At 36.1% G+C, this 17,219-nt stretch carries 12 protein-coding genes and 1 tRNA gene; 2 read left to right on the top strand and 11 right to left on the bottom strand.

All coding sequences use genetic code 11. The features are described from left to right. Positions 1 to 5: 5 nt before the first annotated feature. Together M0Q20_RS00065 and secA are read right to left on the bottom strand one after the other, a co-directional pair. A complete protein-coding gene (locus M0Q20_RS00065; protein ID WP_295057301.1) occupies positions 6 to 1,208 on the bottom strand; it encodes an ABC transporter permease in 1,203 nt (400 codons plus the stop codon). Then, positions 1,205 to 3,790, bottom strand: a complete 2,586-nt coding sequence (gene secA, locus M0Q20_RS00060) for a preprotein translocase subunit SecA (protein ID WP_295057298.1) — start codon at positions 3,788 to 3,790, stop codon at positions 1,205 to 1,207. The genes M0Q20_RS00065 and secA overlap by 4 nt, the downstream gene beginning before the upstream one ends. Before the next feature lie 177 nt (positions 3,791 to 3,967). Here secA and lolA point away from each other — a divergent pair, with 177 nt between their 5' ends. Next, positions 3,968 to 4,483, top strand: a complete 516-nt coding sequence (lolA, locus tag M0Q20_RS00055) for a LolA-like outer membrane lipoprotein chaperone (protein WP_295057295.1) — start codon at positions 3,968 to 3,970, stop codon at positions 4,481 to 4,483. A gap of 53 nt (positions 4,484 to 4,536) precedes the next feature. Here lolA and acnB read toward each other — a convergent pair whose 3' ends face one another. From acnB to M0Q20_RS00035, 4 genes are all read right to left on the bottom strand, one after another. Next, positions 4,537 to 7,128 carry a bifunctional aconitate hydratase 2/2-methylisocitrate dehydratase gene (gene acnB, locus M0Q20_RS00050; RefSeq protein ID WP_295057293.1) on the bottom strand — a complete coding sequence of 864 codons (2,592 nt, stop codon included), beginning with the start codon at positions 7,126 to 7,128 and terminating at the stop codon, positions 4,537 to 4,539. 122 nt (positions 7,129 to 7,250) lie between these two features. Beyond that, positions 7,251 to 7,643: a DUF3820 family protein gene (locus M0Q20_RS00045; protein WP_295057290.1), complete on the bottom strand. Its 393-nt coding sequence runs from the start codon at positions 7,641 to 7,643 to the stop codon at positions 7,251 to 7,253. After that, complete coding sequence (locus M0Q20_RS00040) at positions 7,643 to 9,817, bottom strand: DNA translocase FtsK (protein WP_295057287.1); 2,175 nt, start codon at positions 9,815 to 9,817, stop codon at positions 7,643 to 7,645. Before M0Q20_RS00040 ends, M0Q20_RS00045 begins: the two co-directional genes overlap by 1 nt. A gap of 72 nt (positions 9,818 to 9,889) precedes the next feature. Beyond that, entirely contained in the window at positions 9,890 to 11,992 is a 2,103-nt protein-coding gene (locus M0Q20_RS00035) for a flagellar biosynthesis protein FlgL (RefSeq protein ID WP_295057284.1), read from the bottom strand. Positions 11,993 to 12,144: 152 nt separating this feature from the next. Between M0Q20_RS00035 and M0Q20_RS00030 the strand changes: the two genes are divergently transcribed. Next, a tRNA-Leu gene (locus M0Q20_RS00030) sits at positions 12,145 to 12,228 on the top strand. A 10-nt stretch (positions 12,229 to 12,238) separates the two neighbouring features. On the opposite strand, the gene M0Q20_RS00025 is transcribed toward M0Q20_RS00030, so the two are convergent. The 5 genes from M0Q20_RS00025 to M0Q20_RS00005 all read right to left on the bottom strand — a co-directional run. Further along, positions 12,239 to 13,993, bottom strand: a complete 1,755-nt coding sequence (locus M0Q20_RS00025; RefSeq protein WP_295057281.1) for a nucleoside-diphosphate sugar epimerase/dehydratase — start codon at positions 13,991 to 13,993, stop codon at positions 12,239 to 12,241. Further along, a complete protein-coding gene (locus tag M0Q20_RS00020; RefSeq protein ID WP_295057278.1) occupies positions 13,993 to 14,955 on the bottom strand; it encodes a glycosyltransferase family 4 protein in 963 nt (320 codons plus the stop codon). Before M0Q20_RS00020 ends, M0Q20_RS00025 begins: the two co-directional genes overlap by 1 nt. Continuing rightward, complete coding sequence (locus tag M0Q20_RS00015; protein WP_295057275.1) at positions 14,956 to 15,813, bottom strand: NAD-dependent epimerase/dehydratase family protein; 858 nt, start codon at positions 15,811 to 15,813, stop codon at positions 14,956 to 14,958. It lies immediately after the preceding gene. Next, positions 15,810 to 16,922 (bottom strand): glycosyltransferase family 4 protein, encoded by a 1,113-nt coding sequence (locus M0Q20_RS00010; protein ID WP_295057272.1) that lies wholly within the window; start codon positions 16,920 to 16,922, stop codon positions 15,810 to 15,812. The genes M0Q20_RS00015 and M0Q20_RS00010 overlap by 4 nt, the downstream gene beginning before the upstream one ends. Beyond that, positions 16,915 to 17,219 (bottom strand): asparagine synthase-related protein (locus M0Q20_RS00005; protein ID WP_295057269.1); only part of this gene is annotated, 305 nt, incomplete at its 5' end. The genes M0Q20_RS00005 and M0Q20_RS00010, both read right to left, overlap by 8 nt.

Here is a 17,219-nt window from a genome sequence, read left to right as displayed (position 1 = left end):
ACCTTCTACTCATTCCTAAGAACAGTGAGTATATCTACTTCACTAGCCTTTTTTGCCGGGTAAAAAGAGGAGAGAACAACAATTACAAATGCTCCGACAACTATAGATATAAAATCTTTAAAGCTTAAATCAAGCGGCAGCGTAGATGTAGGATATACATCTTTAGGTAAATTAACTATATCAAATGTGCTAAGTATCCATAAACCGCTCATGCCAAGCAATACTCCGGCAAATATACCGCTAACTCCAATAACAATTCCTAAATATAAAAATACTTTTTTAATCTCAGCAGAGGTGGCACCAAGGGATAAAAGTAGTGCTATCTCACTTCTTCTATTCATAACGGTCATCAGAAGTGAAGATATGATATTTATGGCGGCAATTAGTATGATAAGCATGAGAACTATAAACAAAGAGACTTTCTCAAGCTCTAATGCCGCAAAAAAGTTTACATTATCTTCCCACCACCCTTTTATAGAGACGCTGCTTGGAAGGTACTTTTTTATTTTTAATATATCTTCATGCGGATTTTCAGAGTAGATATGGATTCCGCTGTAGTGATTACTTGGTATATTCATGATAGCTTGAAGTGACGCAAGAGTTGTATAGCTATATGCTTTGTCATAAGCGGAGAGCCCTGAATCAAAAACCCCACTTACGTTAAATCTTTTAATCTTAGGAGTAACCGACATTCCACCCGGTTCGACATGTGTAAAAATATACATCAGTTTATCGCCATGGCTAAGATCTAACTCCTCCTTGAGTGATTTCCCTATCAATATATCAAATTTATTAAAGCTATTCTCTTTTATAGCCTCATAAAGAACACTGTTTACTTTGGCTTCACTCTCAAAATCTACGCCAAATATATAGCCGCCTTCAAGCTTTGAACCGCTTCTTGCCATAACAGATGATTGTATATAGGGGCTAAATCTTAAATCTTGAAATTTTGATTCAAGCTCTAAAAGAAGACCTTCATTAACAGCTCCATAGAACTTTGGGATAACAGTTAATGGGTAGTTCATTATTGTTAGCTTTTTTCTAAACTCTTTATCAAAGCCATTCATAAGTGCCATGGCTATCATGAGAACCATAACACCTAAGGTTATACCTAGAAATGCTAACAGTGCAGATAAAAAGATAAATGGCTGCTCACTATCAAAACGTAAAAAACGTTTTACTAAATATGAAACTATAGATTTTTTCAAGAAACTGATGCACCTTTAGCTGCAAACACCCCTTTCTTAGGACCACTCTTGCCACAGCACTGCTTATATTTTTTGCCACTCCCGCATGGACAAAGTTCATTTCTTGATACTTTTTTTGTTTTGCTTTGCTCCTGATAAAGATTAAACTGTCTCGCTGCTTCATTTATTTTTCTCTCAATATCTAATTGCTCTGCTGCTTTTTTTGCCTCTTCCTGCGGGTCGTCAACTCTAAATTGAACAACATGAAGAGTCTTTATTGTGTTAAATTTAATATCTGCAATTAACTCCGTAAAGAGATTAAAACTCTCTTTTTTATACTCAACAAGCGGATCTTTTTGATTATAGGCACGAAGTCTTATGCCTGTTTTCATATTATCCATAGCATAAAGATGCTCTCTCCAAACGCTGTCAAGCTCTTTTAGGTACAGCTCTCTCTCTATTTCACTACGGATATTATCATCTAATACACTCATTTTCTCATCATATGTTTTCTTGATACTATTAAGCACTGCATTTAGTAGCTCTTCATACTCAAACTCAGAGAATGTACTTGGATCAAGTTCTATATTTAACTCTTCAAGGAGTAGTTTAAAAACCTTCTCTAAGTTAAAATCGCTCTTGTCTCCACCGTCAAAGATATCACAGCTATTTAAAATATGCTCTATATATTCGGCTCTAATCTCGTTTATTTTCGTAGATATATCAAACTCAGGGTCAAGAAGTTGGTTTCTAAATCTGTAAACAATTTTTCTTTGTTCATTTGCAACATCATCATACTCAACAACTTGCTTTCTGCCCTCATAATGCATGTTTTCAACTTTTTTCTGAGCCTTCTCTACTGCGCGTGTAACCATCTTTGACTCAATATACTCGCCATCTTCTACACCGAGCCTCTCCATGATGTTTTTAATCTTATCGCTTCCGAAAATTCTAAGAAGATTATCTTCAAGAGACAGATAAAACTGTGTAACTCCGGGATCACCTTGACGTCCGCTTCTTCCGCGAAGCTGATTATCTATACGACGATTCTCATGTCGCTCAGTTCCTATAATGTATAGACCGCCAAGTGCTCTTACTTCATCATCTACTTTAATATCAACACCACGCCCTGCCATGTTTGTAGCAATAGTTACTGCACCTTTAGCACCGGCATTCTTAATTATCTCACCCTCTTGGGCGTGATTTTTTGCATTTAAGACCGTATGTGCTATTTTCTCTTTTTTAAGCATCTCATGAAGGAGTTCTGATTTATCAATAGAAGCCGTACCGATTAAAACAGGTTGTCCTGTCTTTGAGAGTTTTTTTATCGTCTGTATAACGGCCTCAAACTTCTCTTTTTCAGTTTTATAGATAAGGTCATTTAAATCTTTTCTGGCAATTGGAATGTTTGTGGGGATGGAGATAACATCAAGTGAGTAAATCTGCGAAAACTCTGAAGCTTCTGTCTGTGCAGTTCCCGTCATTCCGGCAAGTTTATCATACATTCTAAAGTAGTTTTGAAATGTAATATCTGCCAATGTTTGAGTCTCCTCCTTGATCTCAACACTCTCTTTTGCCTCTAACGCCTGATGAAGACCCTCAGAGTAACGACGCCCTTCACTCAAGCGCCCCGTAAACTCATCTACAATTACAACTTCGCCGTTATTTACAACATAATCTACATCTTTTTCAAAAAGGTAGTTTGCCTTTAGAGCCTGATCAAGTATATGCGAGAGTGAAGCGTTCTCGGGACTGTAGAGATTCTCAACATTAAATAGCTCTTCGGCTTTTGTTATACCCTCTTCCGTAAGCAGAATAACCTTATCTTTTTCATCAACACTAAAGTGCTCATCCTTAACAAGTTTAAGAGCAATCTTATTTGCATCCGCAAAGTCTTGAAGGGTTCTGTTTGTAGGTCCAGAAATTATTAGAGGCGTTCTTGCTTCATCAATTAAAATACTATCTACTTCATCAACGATAACAAAGTTGTGACCTCTTTGAACCATATGCTCTTTGGAGTAGCTCATGTTGTCTCTTAGATAATCAAAACCAAACTCGTTATTTGTTCCATAAGTAATGTCAGCATTGTAAACCTCTCTTTTGATGGCAGGATCATGCATATTCTCTTCAATAACACCTACGCTAAAGCCCAAAAACTCATATAGAGGTCGCATCTCGTTGCCATCTCTTGAAGCGAGGTAGTCATTAACTGTTACAAGATGAACACCTTTACCCTCAATTGCGTTTAAAACAATCGGTAGGGTTGCTACAAGCGTCTTCCCTTCCCCTGTTTTCATCTCGGCAATTCTACCCTCATGAAGCACAACACCGCCTATCAGTTGAACATCAAAGTGTCTCATGTTTAGTGTTCTAACACTAGCCTCTCTTGTTATTGCAAAAGAGTCAGCCAAAATATCATTAAGGCTTCTCTCTTTGCTTAGAACACTCTTCTTAAGCTCAGCAAACTCACTTTTTAGCTCATCATCACTTAAGGCTTTATATTTATCCTCTAAACTATTTATCTTATTTACTATTTTTACATATTTTTTTAATTCACGGTCATTTGTGGTACCAAAAATATTGCCTAATAATGCCTGTAGCATTCGCACCCTTATTATAGATAAGTGCGTATCTTACGAACACTTATCACTGAAATTCTTCTTATTTTATCATACTTATAATAATAATTTGCATAAATCGTAAAATGATTTTTTTAAAAATTAATATTAATCAATATGTAAACAGTGGCTTGGATATAATTTTTAAAAACAAGGATAAAGATGAAACAATTTCTTCTTACTATTTTAATTACTATGCAGCTTTTTGCATCACTCGAGGAGATGACTTCATTTGAAGCTGATTTTGTACAGAGTATAACAGATGAGAAAGAAAAAGTTTTAAGCTATAGTGGACATATTGTAGCTCTAAAGCCGCAAAATGCCAAATGGAGTTATATAAAACCGGTTAAAAAAGATGTCTATATAAATAATTTTGAAGTAACAATTGTTGAGCCTGAGATAGAACAAGTTATCATTAAAAGATTAGAATCAAATTTTGACTTCTTTAAGATAGTTTCTAATGCTAAAAAGATTGGTAATAACCTCTATGTCGCTTACTATAGAGATTCTAAATTTAGCATAGTTAAAAATGGAAACTTAATAGAGTCAATATCCTATTTAGATGAGTTTGAAAACAAGGTTAAAATAGTTTTTAAGAATCAAAAACAAGACCACGCTATTAATGAGTCACTCTTTATGCCGAAGTATCCAATGGAGTTTGATATTATAAAAGATTGATTAATTTAAGTTTTGTAGAAGAGGTCTATGACCTCTTCTACTATGATTGGAGCTTATACGGCTTTAATCGTAACACCATATTTCTCTTCTGCCACCGTACGATCTTCAAGATGATAATCTTTAATCTCATTGAAGTTTAGATATCTATAAACATTTTCCGCTTTTCCTGCAAGCTTTGAAGGTACAATGCTCATATACTCCTCTACCGTAGGAATTCTACCCAACTTAGCACATACTGCCGCAAGTTCAGCAGAACCAAGATAAACCTGAGTACCTTTACCTAGACGGTTGTCAAAGTTACGAGTAGATGTAGAAAATACCGTCGAGTTTGGACGAGCACTTGCTTGATTACCCATACAAAGTGAACAACCAGGTACCTCGGTTTGTGCTTCTATAGATCCAAAAACATCATAGTAACCTTCGTTGATTAGCTGTTGCTCATCCATACGAGTAGGAGGAACTATCCAGAATTTCTCAACTGCAACCTTGCCTTCACCGCGCATAACTTCACCTGCAGCACGGTAGTGACCTATATTAGTCATACAAGAACCGAGGAATACTTCATCAATCTTCTCACCTGCAACTTCACTTAAAAGTTTAACATTGTCAGGATCATTAGGACAAGCTACAATCGGCTCTTTTACTTCATTTAGATCAATCTCTATGACCGCTGCGTACTCTGCATCAGAGTCAGGCTGCATTAAAGAAGGCTTGTTTAACCACTCCTTCATTTTATCTGCACGACGCTGCAGTGTACGAGCATCTTGGTAACCATCGGCAATCATCGCTTCGATAAGTGCGACATTTGATTTTAGGTACTCAACAACCGGCTCTTCGTTTAAAAGTACCGTACATGCAGCAGCAGAACGCTCAGCCGAGGCATCTGAGAGTTCAAATGCCTGCTCTGCTTTAAGATTAGGAAGACCCTCTATCTCTAAAATACGCCCGTTGAAAATATTTTTCTTACCTTTTTTCTCAACAGTTAAAAGACCATCTTTAATTGCATAATAAGGAATAGCGTTTACAAGGTCACGAAGTGTGATACCCGGCTGTAGTTCGCCTTTAAATCTAACAAGTACAGATTCCGGCATTGTAAGAGGCATAGAGCCGGTTACCGCAGCAAAAGCAACGATGCCAGAGCCACCCGGAAAAGAGATGCCGATTGGGAAACGTGTATGAGAGTCTGCGCCCGTACCTACAGTATCAGGAAGAGTTAAACGGTTTAACCAAGAGTGGATAACGCCATCACCTGGGCGAAGTGCAACACCTGAACGGTTAGAGATAAAATCAGGAAGTGTGTGGTGCATAATAACATCTGAAGGTTTTGGATATGCTGCCGTGTGACAAAAAGATTGCATAACTAAGTCAGCCGAGAAGCCTAGAGCCGCCAACTCTTTTATCTCATCTCTTGTCATAGGTCCTGTTGTATCTTGACTTCCTACTGTTGAAGTTACAGGCTCAACATACATTCCCGGGCGAACACCGTCCATACCGCAAGCCTTACCTACCATCTTCTGAGCAAGCGTATAACCTTTACCTGTATCAGCCGGTTGCTCTGCCGTCAAAAATGCATTTGATGCACCAAGACCAAGAACACCACGCGCTTTAGCTGTTAAACCACGACCGATGATAAGCGGGATACGACCGCCTGCACGTACTTCATCAGTGATAGTGTTTGGGTTTAGCTTAAATGTAGCTATACACTTTCCATCTTTATGCGCTTCACCTTTGTATGGATAAATAGTAACAACATCACCCGTCTCCATAGATGTAACATCCATCTCTAACGGAAGAGCGCCTGAATCCTCACATGTAGCAAAGAAAATAGGAGCAATAATACCACCTATAACTACACCGCCTGTACGCTTATTTGGAACACCTGGGATATCTTCACCCATGTGCCACTGAACAGAGTTAACACCAGATTTACGGCTAGAGCCTGTTCCTACAACATCACCTACGTAAGCTATAGGATGCCCTGCTTCTTTTAATTTAGCAATTGTTGCTATAGGGTTTTCCATTTTAGACTGCAACATAGAGTTTGCATGAAGAGGAATGTCTGAACGAGTAAACGCTTCAGAAGCAGGTGAAAGATCATCTGTATTTGTCTCTCCCGGCACCTTATATACGGTAACGGTTATCTCAGAAGCTAGTTCCGGCTTTTGAGTAAACCACTCAGCATTTGCCCATGAAGTCATAACTTCAGTAGCATGTGCATTTCCGGCTTTGTGCAGCTCTTCTACATCATTAAATGCATCATACACAAGAAGAGTATGCTTTAGAGCCTCTTTTGCAGCCTCAACAACCTCGGAATTTTTTGAAGCAAGAGCATCAACCAGAGGCTTCACATTGTATCCACCAAGCATCATACCCATTATTTTAACGGCATGAGCAGGAGATATAGCATCTACGCTAACTTTTTCAGAAGCAACATCATTTAAAAATGCAGCTTTAACGTATGCAGCATCATCAACACCCGGTGAAACACGGTTTGTGATTAAGTCTACATTCTGTTTCATATCGCCTTGTCCTGCTTTGATCATCTCGATTAATGCAGCAGTCTGTTCAGCAGATAGCGGAAGCGGTGGAACACCGAGTGCCTCTCTCTCTGCTATATGTGCTTTATACTCTTCTATAAATGCCATTATCATTCCTGTTTATAAATTTATGAATGATTATAACTAAATATGTAAACAGTAAAACACACGTGTTACGAAAGTAAACAAAAGCTAGAAATTTTATTTAAATAGTGTTTATTTTAGTAACACTATAAGTTTCTAAATTTTATTTCTGCCTCTACTATTTCTCTGCTTTTGCCACTGTAGTTACTTTTTAACCATAGAAGATAGGAGTCCGGCAGGTCACAGTATTCCAATCCTTTATATTTTCCAAACTCTACTCTTTGCGTCTGCTGGATTTTTAAAAAATTCTCTTCACAAGTAACATCAATTGCGCTTTTTTGTAAAAGTGAGACAAATTCGTTAAATTCTAATCTTTTTTGAATAACAAAAGTGTAAGTATTAAAATCAAATAGACCTTTTCTCTCCCGAACAAAAGACTCTATGGCTTGTATCTGTTCAACAGAGAGATTTTCCAAGTTTTTTACATGTACACTAAATGAGTTATGAAGTTTTGTAAAAACAAAGTGTGCTTTACTCATTATAATATTTCACGAATTCCTTTAGAGTTTGGGGTAGAGAGTATCCCCTCCCCCTCTAGCTGCTCTATAAGTCTTGCAGATTTGTTATAGCCGATTTGAAGTTTTCTTTGAAGATAAGATATTGAAGTTTTTCTATCTGTTAAAACAACATTCTTAGCTTCGCTAAATAGCGGATCTAGCTCCTCATATGTATCACTTGATGACGCACTCTCTTCGCTCTCTTCTACCAAAAAGCTTTTGTCATAGTTTGGCTCTCTTTGTGATTTAATAAAATCAACAATCTTCTCTATCTCATCCTCCGTACTCCAAGGTGCATGAAGACGCACTAAGCCTGTTGAACCCGGAGGAGTAAATAGCATATCCCCTTTTCCAAGGAGCGATTCCGCACCCTGCTGATCTAAAATAATCTTTGAATCAACTTTCTGCCCTACTCTATATGAGATGCGAGAAGGTAAATTTGCTTTAATAAGTCCTGTTACAACATCAACAGAGGGCCTTTGAGTAGCTACTACGAGATGTATTCCCGAAGCTCTTGCCATCTGGGCAAGCCTTGCAATCGAGTGTTCAACATCCTTACCGCTTGTCATCATCAAATCAGCCAACTCATCTATGATTACTACAATATATGGAAGATGCTCACCGCCGGTTTTTTTAACTTTATCATTATAGCCCTCTATATTTTTTGTTCTATTTTCACTCATTAAGGAGTAGCGTCTCTCCATCTCACTAACCATGTTGTTAAGTGCAACAATCGCCTGTTTTGCCTTTGTAATAACGGGAGTCAAAAGATGCGGAATATCGTTGTAGATTGAAAATTCAAGCATTTTAGGATCAATCATCAGAAGTCTGAGCTGATCAGGTGAGTTTTTATATAAAAGTGAGAGTATCATGGCATTTATTCCGACACTTTTACCACTTCCCGTTGTTCCTGCTATTAAAAGATGGGGGAGTTTTTTCAAGTCAGTTATAAAAGGCTTACCTACTATATCTTTTCCTAGCACAATTGTAAGAGGAGAGGATGATTCCCTAAAAAGCTTGCTATCTAAAATTTCTCTTAAGTAAATTGTGTCAATCTTCTCATTTGGTATCTCAATTCCAACGACATCCTTACCGGGAATCGGTGCTTGGATACGAATAGTCTCAGCTGAGAGTGCCATAGCTAAATCATCTTGCAAATTCAATATACGAGAGACTTTTACATTAGCTGCGGGTTTAAACTCAAAAGTTGAAACTACCGGACCTGCATACGTTCTAACTACATCTCCATCTATCTTAAAATGTGCCAATTTTTCTATAAGAAACTTTATCTTATCGTCAAGCTCGCTCTCATCTACGCTGTGCGCTTTATTGTTTGGTTTTTGAAGAAACTCTACAGAGGGGAGTTTGAAGTTCTTTGGTTTTTCAACCTCCCCTTTTTCTATAGACTCCAGAAGTTTTGCATTCTCTTCAAGCTCATCTATAATAATTGCATTTTTTTGCTCTTTAATATCATTTGCAAGATCTATAATATTTTGTTGTTTTACAGCAGATAACTCTTTGGGAGTTTCTGAGCCTTTTGTCGCACCAGACTCTTTTCTCAAGTATGTCGGCTTATCTATCTCTTCTTCAAAGTAATCATCAGGAATATCTCTAGCAAGCTTGGCTTCTTTATCGCTTACAATCTTATTTTTAATCTCTTTTTTTACCTCTTTAGAAGTTCTATCTTTACTACTAAAAAATCTGTTTATAATCTTCTTTAAAAAGATGTCAACCATCTCATGAGCACTCCTATCAAAGATAATTACGATAGAGAGCAAGGTTATAATAAACCAAAAAGTCCAAAGCCCGAATGTTCCGATATAAGGAGATAAAAAATCCACAAAACCGGCACCGATTTTTCCACGCAAGCTGTCTGCTACAAGCATCGCTTGTGCTAATAAAAATGAAAATAGGATTAAAAAAGAGGCTACTATTAACTCAAATTTTCTTATATTTAGCCTGCTGTCTTTATAGAAAAAATATAGAGGAATTATAAAAGCAAATATATATACATAAGATGTGTATCCAAAATATTCATGATTATATGAAGCAAATGTAGCACCATAGCTACCCATAAGAGCAGTATCCCCTAAGAGTGTTGCAAATCCAAGATATACTAGCAAACCAAAACTAATTATAAATATAGTATCTTTCAAACTATAACTTCCTTTTTTACCTTAAAAAAATTAAATTCTATCGGTATTAATAAAAGTGAAGTATAACATACACTACAGATAGTTGACTAAACTTAGTTTTGAAACTTTTCCGGCTGTTGCTAGCATCGCTTCATAATTGGTGTTTAATCTTGATAAAGTTAGCGAAGCTTCAGCCATATCAGTATCAACAACAGATGATCTCAAACTCTTAGCACTTATCTCTAGAAGTTCCGTTCTTTGCAAAGATGTATTTAATGCATTTGTCTGTACACCGACCTGAGAGTGTGATCTATAAACATGATCTTGAAGGTCGTCCATCATAGCTATAGAGTTCTCTATACCTACATTTCTTATATCTCCTGAACTGCTATCTGGATAGAGCTTATAATTTTCAACCGATTTTATTATCTCATCTAATGTTTTGAAAAAATCTGTTTTTGGATCACGCACAGTTATGGCATTATTGGTATTAAAAGTCATAACAGAAGCATCTGCACCAACGTTAAAATCAGCACTGTTTACATCATAAATCGCAAGTGTCGCATTTGTATTACTTGTGCCGATCTCCTCGAACTGCATTTTTCCATCGTAGCTTAAAAATGTTCTTCCTGAGAGATCAGATGTTTCAATCGCGGCATCATACTCTGCGGGTGTTCCCGGCACAGAAGCCGGCAAATTACCGGTGGATAGCATATTGGAAACATCCATAAACTGCTTATATGTCATCTCATCCCCGTCAACTGCTGTTCTAGGAGTATCAACATTATATATATTGTACGTATTTCCACCAACAGTAAAAGTTGAACCCGCGGCTGCTAAATCAACCTGCGCGCTATAAGGGTTTCCATTAATATCGGTTCCCTCCATTACAAAAGATGTTCCGTTAAGCGTTCCTGCTACTCCTTGAGAGAGATCTGCTACATCTGAGAGTTTCGTTGAAGCAGTTGCAAATGCATTTGTATCCTTAATAATTTGAGGAGTTGCAGAAGAGAGTCTTGCGCCATCTTTACTAAACTCAGCTCTATCATATATAGTGCCTTCAATGCCGTTAGTTGCAGCAACGCCATCAGCAGAGGTTAAAGATGATTTAATAAATTCTTTGACATGAAGATTTGGATTTGTTGCTGTTGAAGTACCAAGCATTATTTTATCAAAACTCTGCTCTCCATCGCCTAAGCTATCTATATTTACGACATCAGCCGCTGCTCCACCGCTCAAATCAGTTGCACCGACCATATGAAAATCAATATTACTAGAGCCTTTGATTTTATCTTCTATTACAATTTGACCGTTACCGTTTAAGCTGACATTTACAACATCAACCTCCGGAGTATTTCCATATAAATCACCGATTTTTTTCAGTAAATCATCAACCTTCTCATCATCACTCATGGATATTTTTTCTTTAAAAGAAGTTCCGCTGCTTGTAGTTCCGCTGACATAAAAAAAGTGCTTTGGTACGCCGACATCTACTACATTATCGCTATCCCCCATCAAGTCACGGATGGTACTACTGCCTGTAATCTGCTTAGGACTGCCTGTTACAGCAGGGTTTGTAAAATCCGGATATTTTGCGCTTAAATCAGCTTGAGCAACATTAGTTGTTATCTCTCTTTTTACCAACTTCTTTTCACCAAGAAAAAGCTCGCTTCCACTTACGTTGTATTGCTGCGATGTTTTTGAACCGGTAAATGCCTTTAGTATCCCATCATTTCCCATGTACGTACCATCATCTGAAATAGGCTTTACATCAACAGCAGAGCCTGAAAATAGATACTGTCCGTTGATAGATGTATTTGCCAAATTTTTAAAATGATCCTCAATAGACCTTAGCTCTTGCGCAATTGCATCAAGAGATGTCTCATCATTAGTTCCGTTTGCAGCGCTTAGCAAAAGAGTTCTCATTCGATTCATAGATGTCTCAAACTCATTTAAAACCGAGTCTGATTGATCAGACATTTTTAGAGCACTACTCGTACTACTCTTTATCTGCCCAAGAGATGCTATCTCATTGTCTAGCCTCATGGTTTCTGTAAATGTTCTTATATCATCTTGCGCGTACTGGATGCTTAGTCCCGAGGCGATCTGTTTATTTACATCAAAAAGGTTCTTAGTTAATTTTGAATTGCTTTGGCTATAAATACTATCATAATACATACTACTTGTAATTCTCACACCACACCTCCGTTTTTTATACCGCACTGCACAAATATCTAAATTATATTAAGCAAAACAAGTTCCACTCAAACTATATCGGCAAAAATCCATTTACTTTTTTAATATATAACTTGAATTTAAGTAATAAGTCACTATTATTTCGTCACAAAGCCAGAGTGGTGGAACGGTATACACGGCGGATTCAAAATCCGCTGCCTTCGGGCTTAGGGGTTCAAATCCCCTCTCTGGTACCACCATAATCTTTTAGTTTACTCTATGATTAAACTCCGGAACTATCTCTTTTAACTTTGCTATCTTATCTTTTGCAGAGATTAACTCAACAATATCTTGATTTAATTTAACTATGTCATACTCTGTTTTTCCTGCTACGGTTATAGACTCATACTCAGTTTTTGCATCGCTATCGTCTATCAAGAGCTCTTCGTATAGCTTCTCACCGGGTCTAAGACCGCTAAACTCCACCTTAATATCATCTCTGCCACTAAGTTCAATCATCTTTTTAGCCAAATCGACTATCTTTATAGGCTCGCCCATATCAAGAATAAATATCTCCCCACCGGTTCCAATTGCTCCAGCTTGAAGAACAAGCTCACAAGCCTCTGGTATAAGCATAAAATATCTTGTTATGTCCGGATGTGTTACAGTAATGTTTTGTCCATTTTCTATTTGGGATTTAAATTTAGGTATAACACTACCACTACTCCCAAGGACATTGCCAAATCTTACTGCTACAATGTCTGTACCGTTCCCGTTTGAGTTTTCTAAAGAAATGCTGCTAGCATTTTGCGCATAAAGTTCACATATGCGTTTTGTTGCACCCATGACGTTTGTAGGTCTGACTGCTTTGTCTGTAGATATTAGGACAACTTTTTGCGCATGATGTATTATTGACATGTCAACAACATTTTTAGTACCTATAATATTATTTAAAATTCCTTCTTCTATATTTGACTCAACAAGCGGTACATGTTTATATGCAGCTGCGTGTATGACTATGTCCGGTTTATGCGACTCAAAAGTTTTATTTAAAGAGTCTTTATCAACAACACTTTGCATAACAGGTATGGATTCTATGTTATTTATTTCTTCTGCTATTTTATAAAGATTATACTCACTATGGTCTAAAAGTATAAGTTTTTTAGCACCGAATTTTTCACATTGACGACAAATCTCACTTCCTATACTTCCGCCTGCACCGGTTACTAAAATAGTTTTATCTTTTATAAAAGAGACTATTTTCTCTTTATCTAAATCCTGAGGATGACGAGCAAGTAAATCTTCTACAGATATATCTTTAAGTTGGGTAGTAAAATTTTTGCCTTCGAGTATCTCATCTAATGATGGTAAAACCTGAATGGCTTTAAAATATATTGATAGGTTATTGTATATCTCTTTTATTCTGCTTTGCTTTGCTGATGGCATTGCTATAACTAGTAGGTCAAATTTTTCTTCACCTATCTTATCTTTTAGCTTTTGTTTAGAGATAACTCTAATCCCGTCAATAGAGCGATTTTGAATTATTTTATCATCATCTACAAAGTATTTAACTCTATATTGAGTATCTATAAACTCTGACTCTAGTTTTATTCCTGCTCTACCGGCACCGTAAATTACAACTGATTTTGTTTTTATCACACGACTTTTATTAATTATGTAGTAGTACATGTACATAATAAAATTAATACTAAATAGATACAAAAATAGCTCAGAGGCTAAAAATGAAAATCTAACTTTTCCATAAAAAAAAGGCATATAAACTACAAATGCAGCAATATAAACCATACTTTTTATAATAAATGATTTTTGAGATGCCTTTGACCAAGAGAGGGAGTAGTCATTAAATATAAATACTGATGCTAACATGCGAACAAAAATTACACTAATTACAACTTTAAAATCAAACGGGATGTGAAATATAAAAAAGGTCCACCAAAAAGTCGCAAAAGTAAGTGTTATTATCACTAAAAAATTGAGTATTCGCTTATCTACACTAAACATTATTCAAACCTTTTCTCTCCATCTGCGTATCTCATGACAGAGTATAAAATCATACAGGCAACCGTAAATGCCATAAAAATGTTATCTATAAAATAAATAACTAAGAATAATACTATATTTAATATTATAGAAGCCACAACTACTCTCTCATGTGACATACCGCTTTGAGTTAGTCTTTGGTAAGCGTGTTTTCTGTGTGCTTGAGATAGTTTTTCACCATTTTTATATCTTCTAAAGAGTGTCAAAGTTGCATCAAACCAAAAAAGAGCAAAAAGTATTATCCATATCCAAAGATTTTGACTTGCATCATTGGCATAATGTATGGTAAAAATAGCAACCGTATACCCCAAAAGCGTACTTCCGACATCACCCATAAATATCTTCGCTCTATGCCAGTTCCAAACTAAAAAACCAAAAACTGAAACAGCCAAAACTATAAAGTGCCCTCCGCCAAAGAGTATTAAGCCCGCAATAGCCAAAAATATAGCTTCACTACCTGCATAACCGTCGATACCGTCTAAGAAGTTATAGAGATTTATAAACCAGACTATCATTAAAAATGCAAACAGATTGGTCACTATCTGATTTTCTACACTGAAAAAACCAAAGTCTATTGCCCTTAATCCTCCAAGAGCAACTAATCCGCCAACTGCAACCAGAGCCTGCATCAATATTCTAAACTTTGCTGAAAGCTCAAAGATATCATCAAAAAAACTCACCACAGAGATGATTATCCCAACTAAAAGAGCATAAAAAAGTGAAGCATCTATCTGCTCAATATAAAATAAATAAGAAAGCCCAGCAAACCAAGTAACGGCTATAGCTATTCCTCCACCATGCGGAGTCGGAACAGTATGGCTGCTTCTTTCATTCACCTCTGCTACAAGAGATTTTTTAATAGCATAATTTTTTATAAAGTATGTAAGCATAAAAGAGATGAGAAATAAGGCTATATAAATCATCTATTTTTCTCCATGTATCATAAATCTTATACCATCTTCTGTACTATAAGGATTTTTCAGATTTAGCTTCTGTTTTGTAATGGTGTTGCTCACTTCTAAACTTCCATAGAGTCTTTTGTGAAATGATGGCTTGAGTAGTTTTAAAAGAGTCTCAAAAAACGGTATTTTGACAAGATAGACTTTTTTACCTAAGCTTTTAGCTATTTGCTCTATAAGCCTTGTAGTGCTTAACGGTTCATCATCACTAGCTAAAAATATACCTGATTTATTCTGTTTTATGACTTCTTCTACTAAATGGCAAAGGTTGCCAATATAAACCATACTTCTTTTGTTTTGTATTCCACCAAATGGTAAAAGAGAAATTTTTTCTACTAAGTTCACAAGATTTTTTATATTTGCTTTTACGCCATAACCGTAAACTATTGGTGTTCTTATGATATTGATTTTAAAATTTTTATCTTCAAGTTTTAGCAGCTCCAGCTCCGCTTTTAACTTGCTTTTACCATACTCATCTTCTGGCTTACACTCACTATCTTCACTATAAGCTATATTTGTCTCTTCCCCATAAACTTTAATAGTGCTCATAAAAACAAACTGCCCAACACCAGATGCTTTTGCCTTTTTTGCTAATTCCAGAGTTTGAGTAACATTTACTCTCTCATACTCCTCTACACTAGCTCCACCCATCTGATGAACCAAAGCAGAGAGATGAAAAACCACATCCATACCACCACACTCTAAAGTTTCTATATCATCATATAAAAAACTAAAAGTTTTGATGTTGTATCTATTTTTGTACTTATTTATAAAGTAACTTCCGACAAAGCCATTTGAGCCTGTAATTAAAAGTTTTTTCACACTTTGCCTTCATATATTTCAAAATGTTTTTGCACAACTTTTTTTATATCAAACTCTTTTTTGGCCAATTCTCTTCCTGCTTTTCCCATACTGTTTCTTAAATCACTATCTAAAATAAGCTTTTCAATCTGCTCTGCTAAAGAATTAGCATCTCTTACTTTGCATAAAAGCCCGGTAATATCCGCCTCTATTGCATCACGGCATCCAGGCACATCAGTTGTGACAACTGCCCTTCCACATGCAGCGGCTTCAATAAGAACTTTTGGCAGACCTTCCCTGTACGATGGAAGCACTATAATATTGGCTTTTTGGAATAGACTTGCTATATCATTTCTAAAACCATAAACCGTAACAAATCCATCTTTTTTTATTTTTTCCAGCTCATTATTAGTCAATGCAGCAGGATTATGGATATCTGTATCTCCGTAGAGCTCAAAATCAACGTCAATCCCTTTATTTTTTATAATCTTTGCCGCCTCTACATATTCAAACACGCCTTTGTCTTTTAAAAGTCGGCAAGCCATTATTACTTTTATTTTCTCACTGTTTTCTTCAGTATAGCTATATAGATTTAAATCTACACCGGAACCTCGTATCAAAGCAATATTAATATCACATATAGAGTTCACAACAGCTTTATCATCCGGGTTTTGAACTACAACATAAGTATCTTTGCCACAAAGTGCAACCCTATACATAGTTTTTATAAAAATTCTAACAAGAGAAGCTTTTAAACCTTGCTTGATAAAAACAAAACCTAGACCGGATATAGAAAATACTTTTTTGCCAATATTTAAAAATCTTGAAGCTATCCCACCGTAAAGTACAGGTTTTATTGTCACAAAGTGGGCGATAGCAGGATTTGTTTTTTTTAATATTTTATATATTTCACTAAAACTCTTCAGTTCTCCTCTTATACCGGTGGCGCTTCTTGATAAACTCAAGGAGTGTACTTTTAATCCCAGATTTTCTAAATACTCTTTTTTGTCTGTGATGCCACAAGCTATGTGTACTTCATACCCTCTTTTCAAAGCTTCTATTGCCAGCGGTAATCTATGGGAGATAAAAAACCAATCTACATTGACTACAAATAGTATTTTTTTAGTCAAGCCACTCTTCCTTCCACATCTGATACATCAGCAAAAACCATATAGTTGTACCAATATCGACACCATTAAAAAACTTATTTTTAATATGAGTAATTTCATCTATATTAAAAATATTTTTATCTAAATTCTTTTCATCTAGATATTTCAGAACTAAAGGCTTCAACTCTCCTCTAAGCCACTCATTCAGAGGTATTTGAAATCCTGATTTTGGTTTATCAACCAATTCTTTTGGCAAGTATTTATAAAGAACCTGTCTAAGCAGATATTTACCTTGATTGTTTTTGTATTTTAGCTCAA

It is taken from the genome of Sulfurimonas sp. (genome assembly GCF_023229025.1).
Lineage (GTDB): Bacteria > Campylobacterota > Campylobacteria > Campylobacterales > Sulfurimonadaceae > Sulfurimonas.
This window is presented reverse-complemented; position numbering and strand designations above follow the sequence as displayed.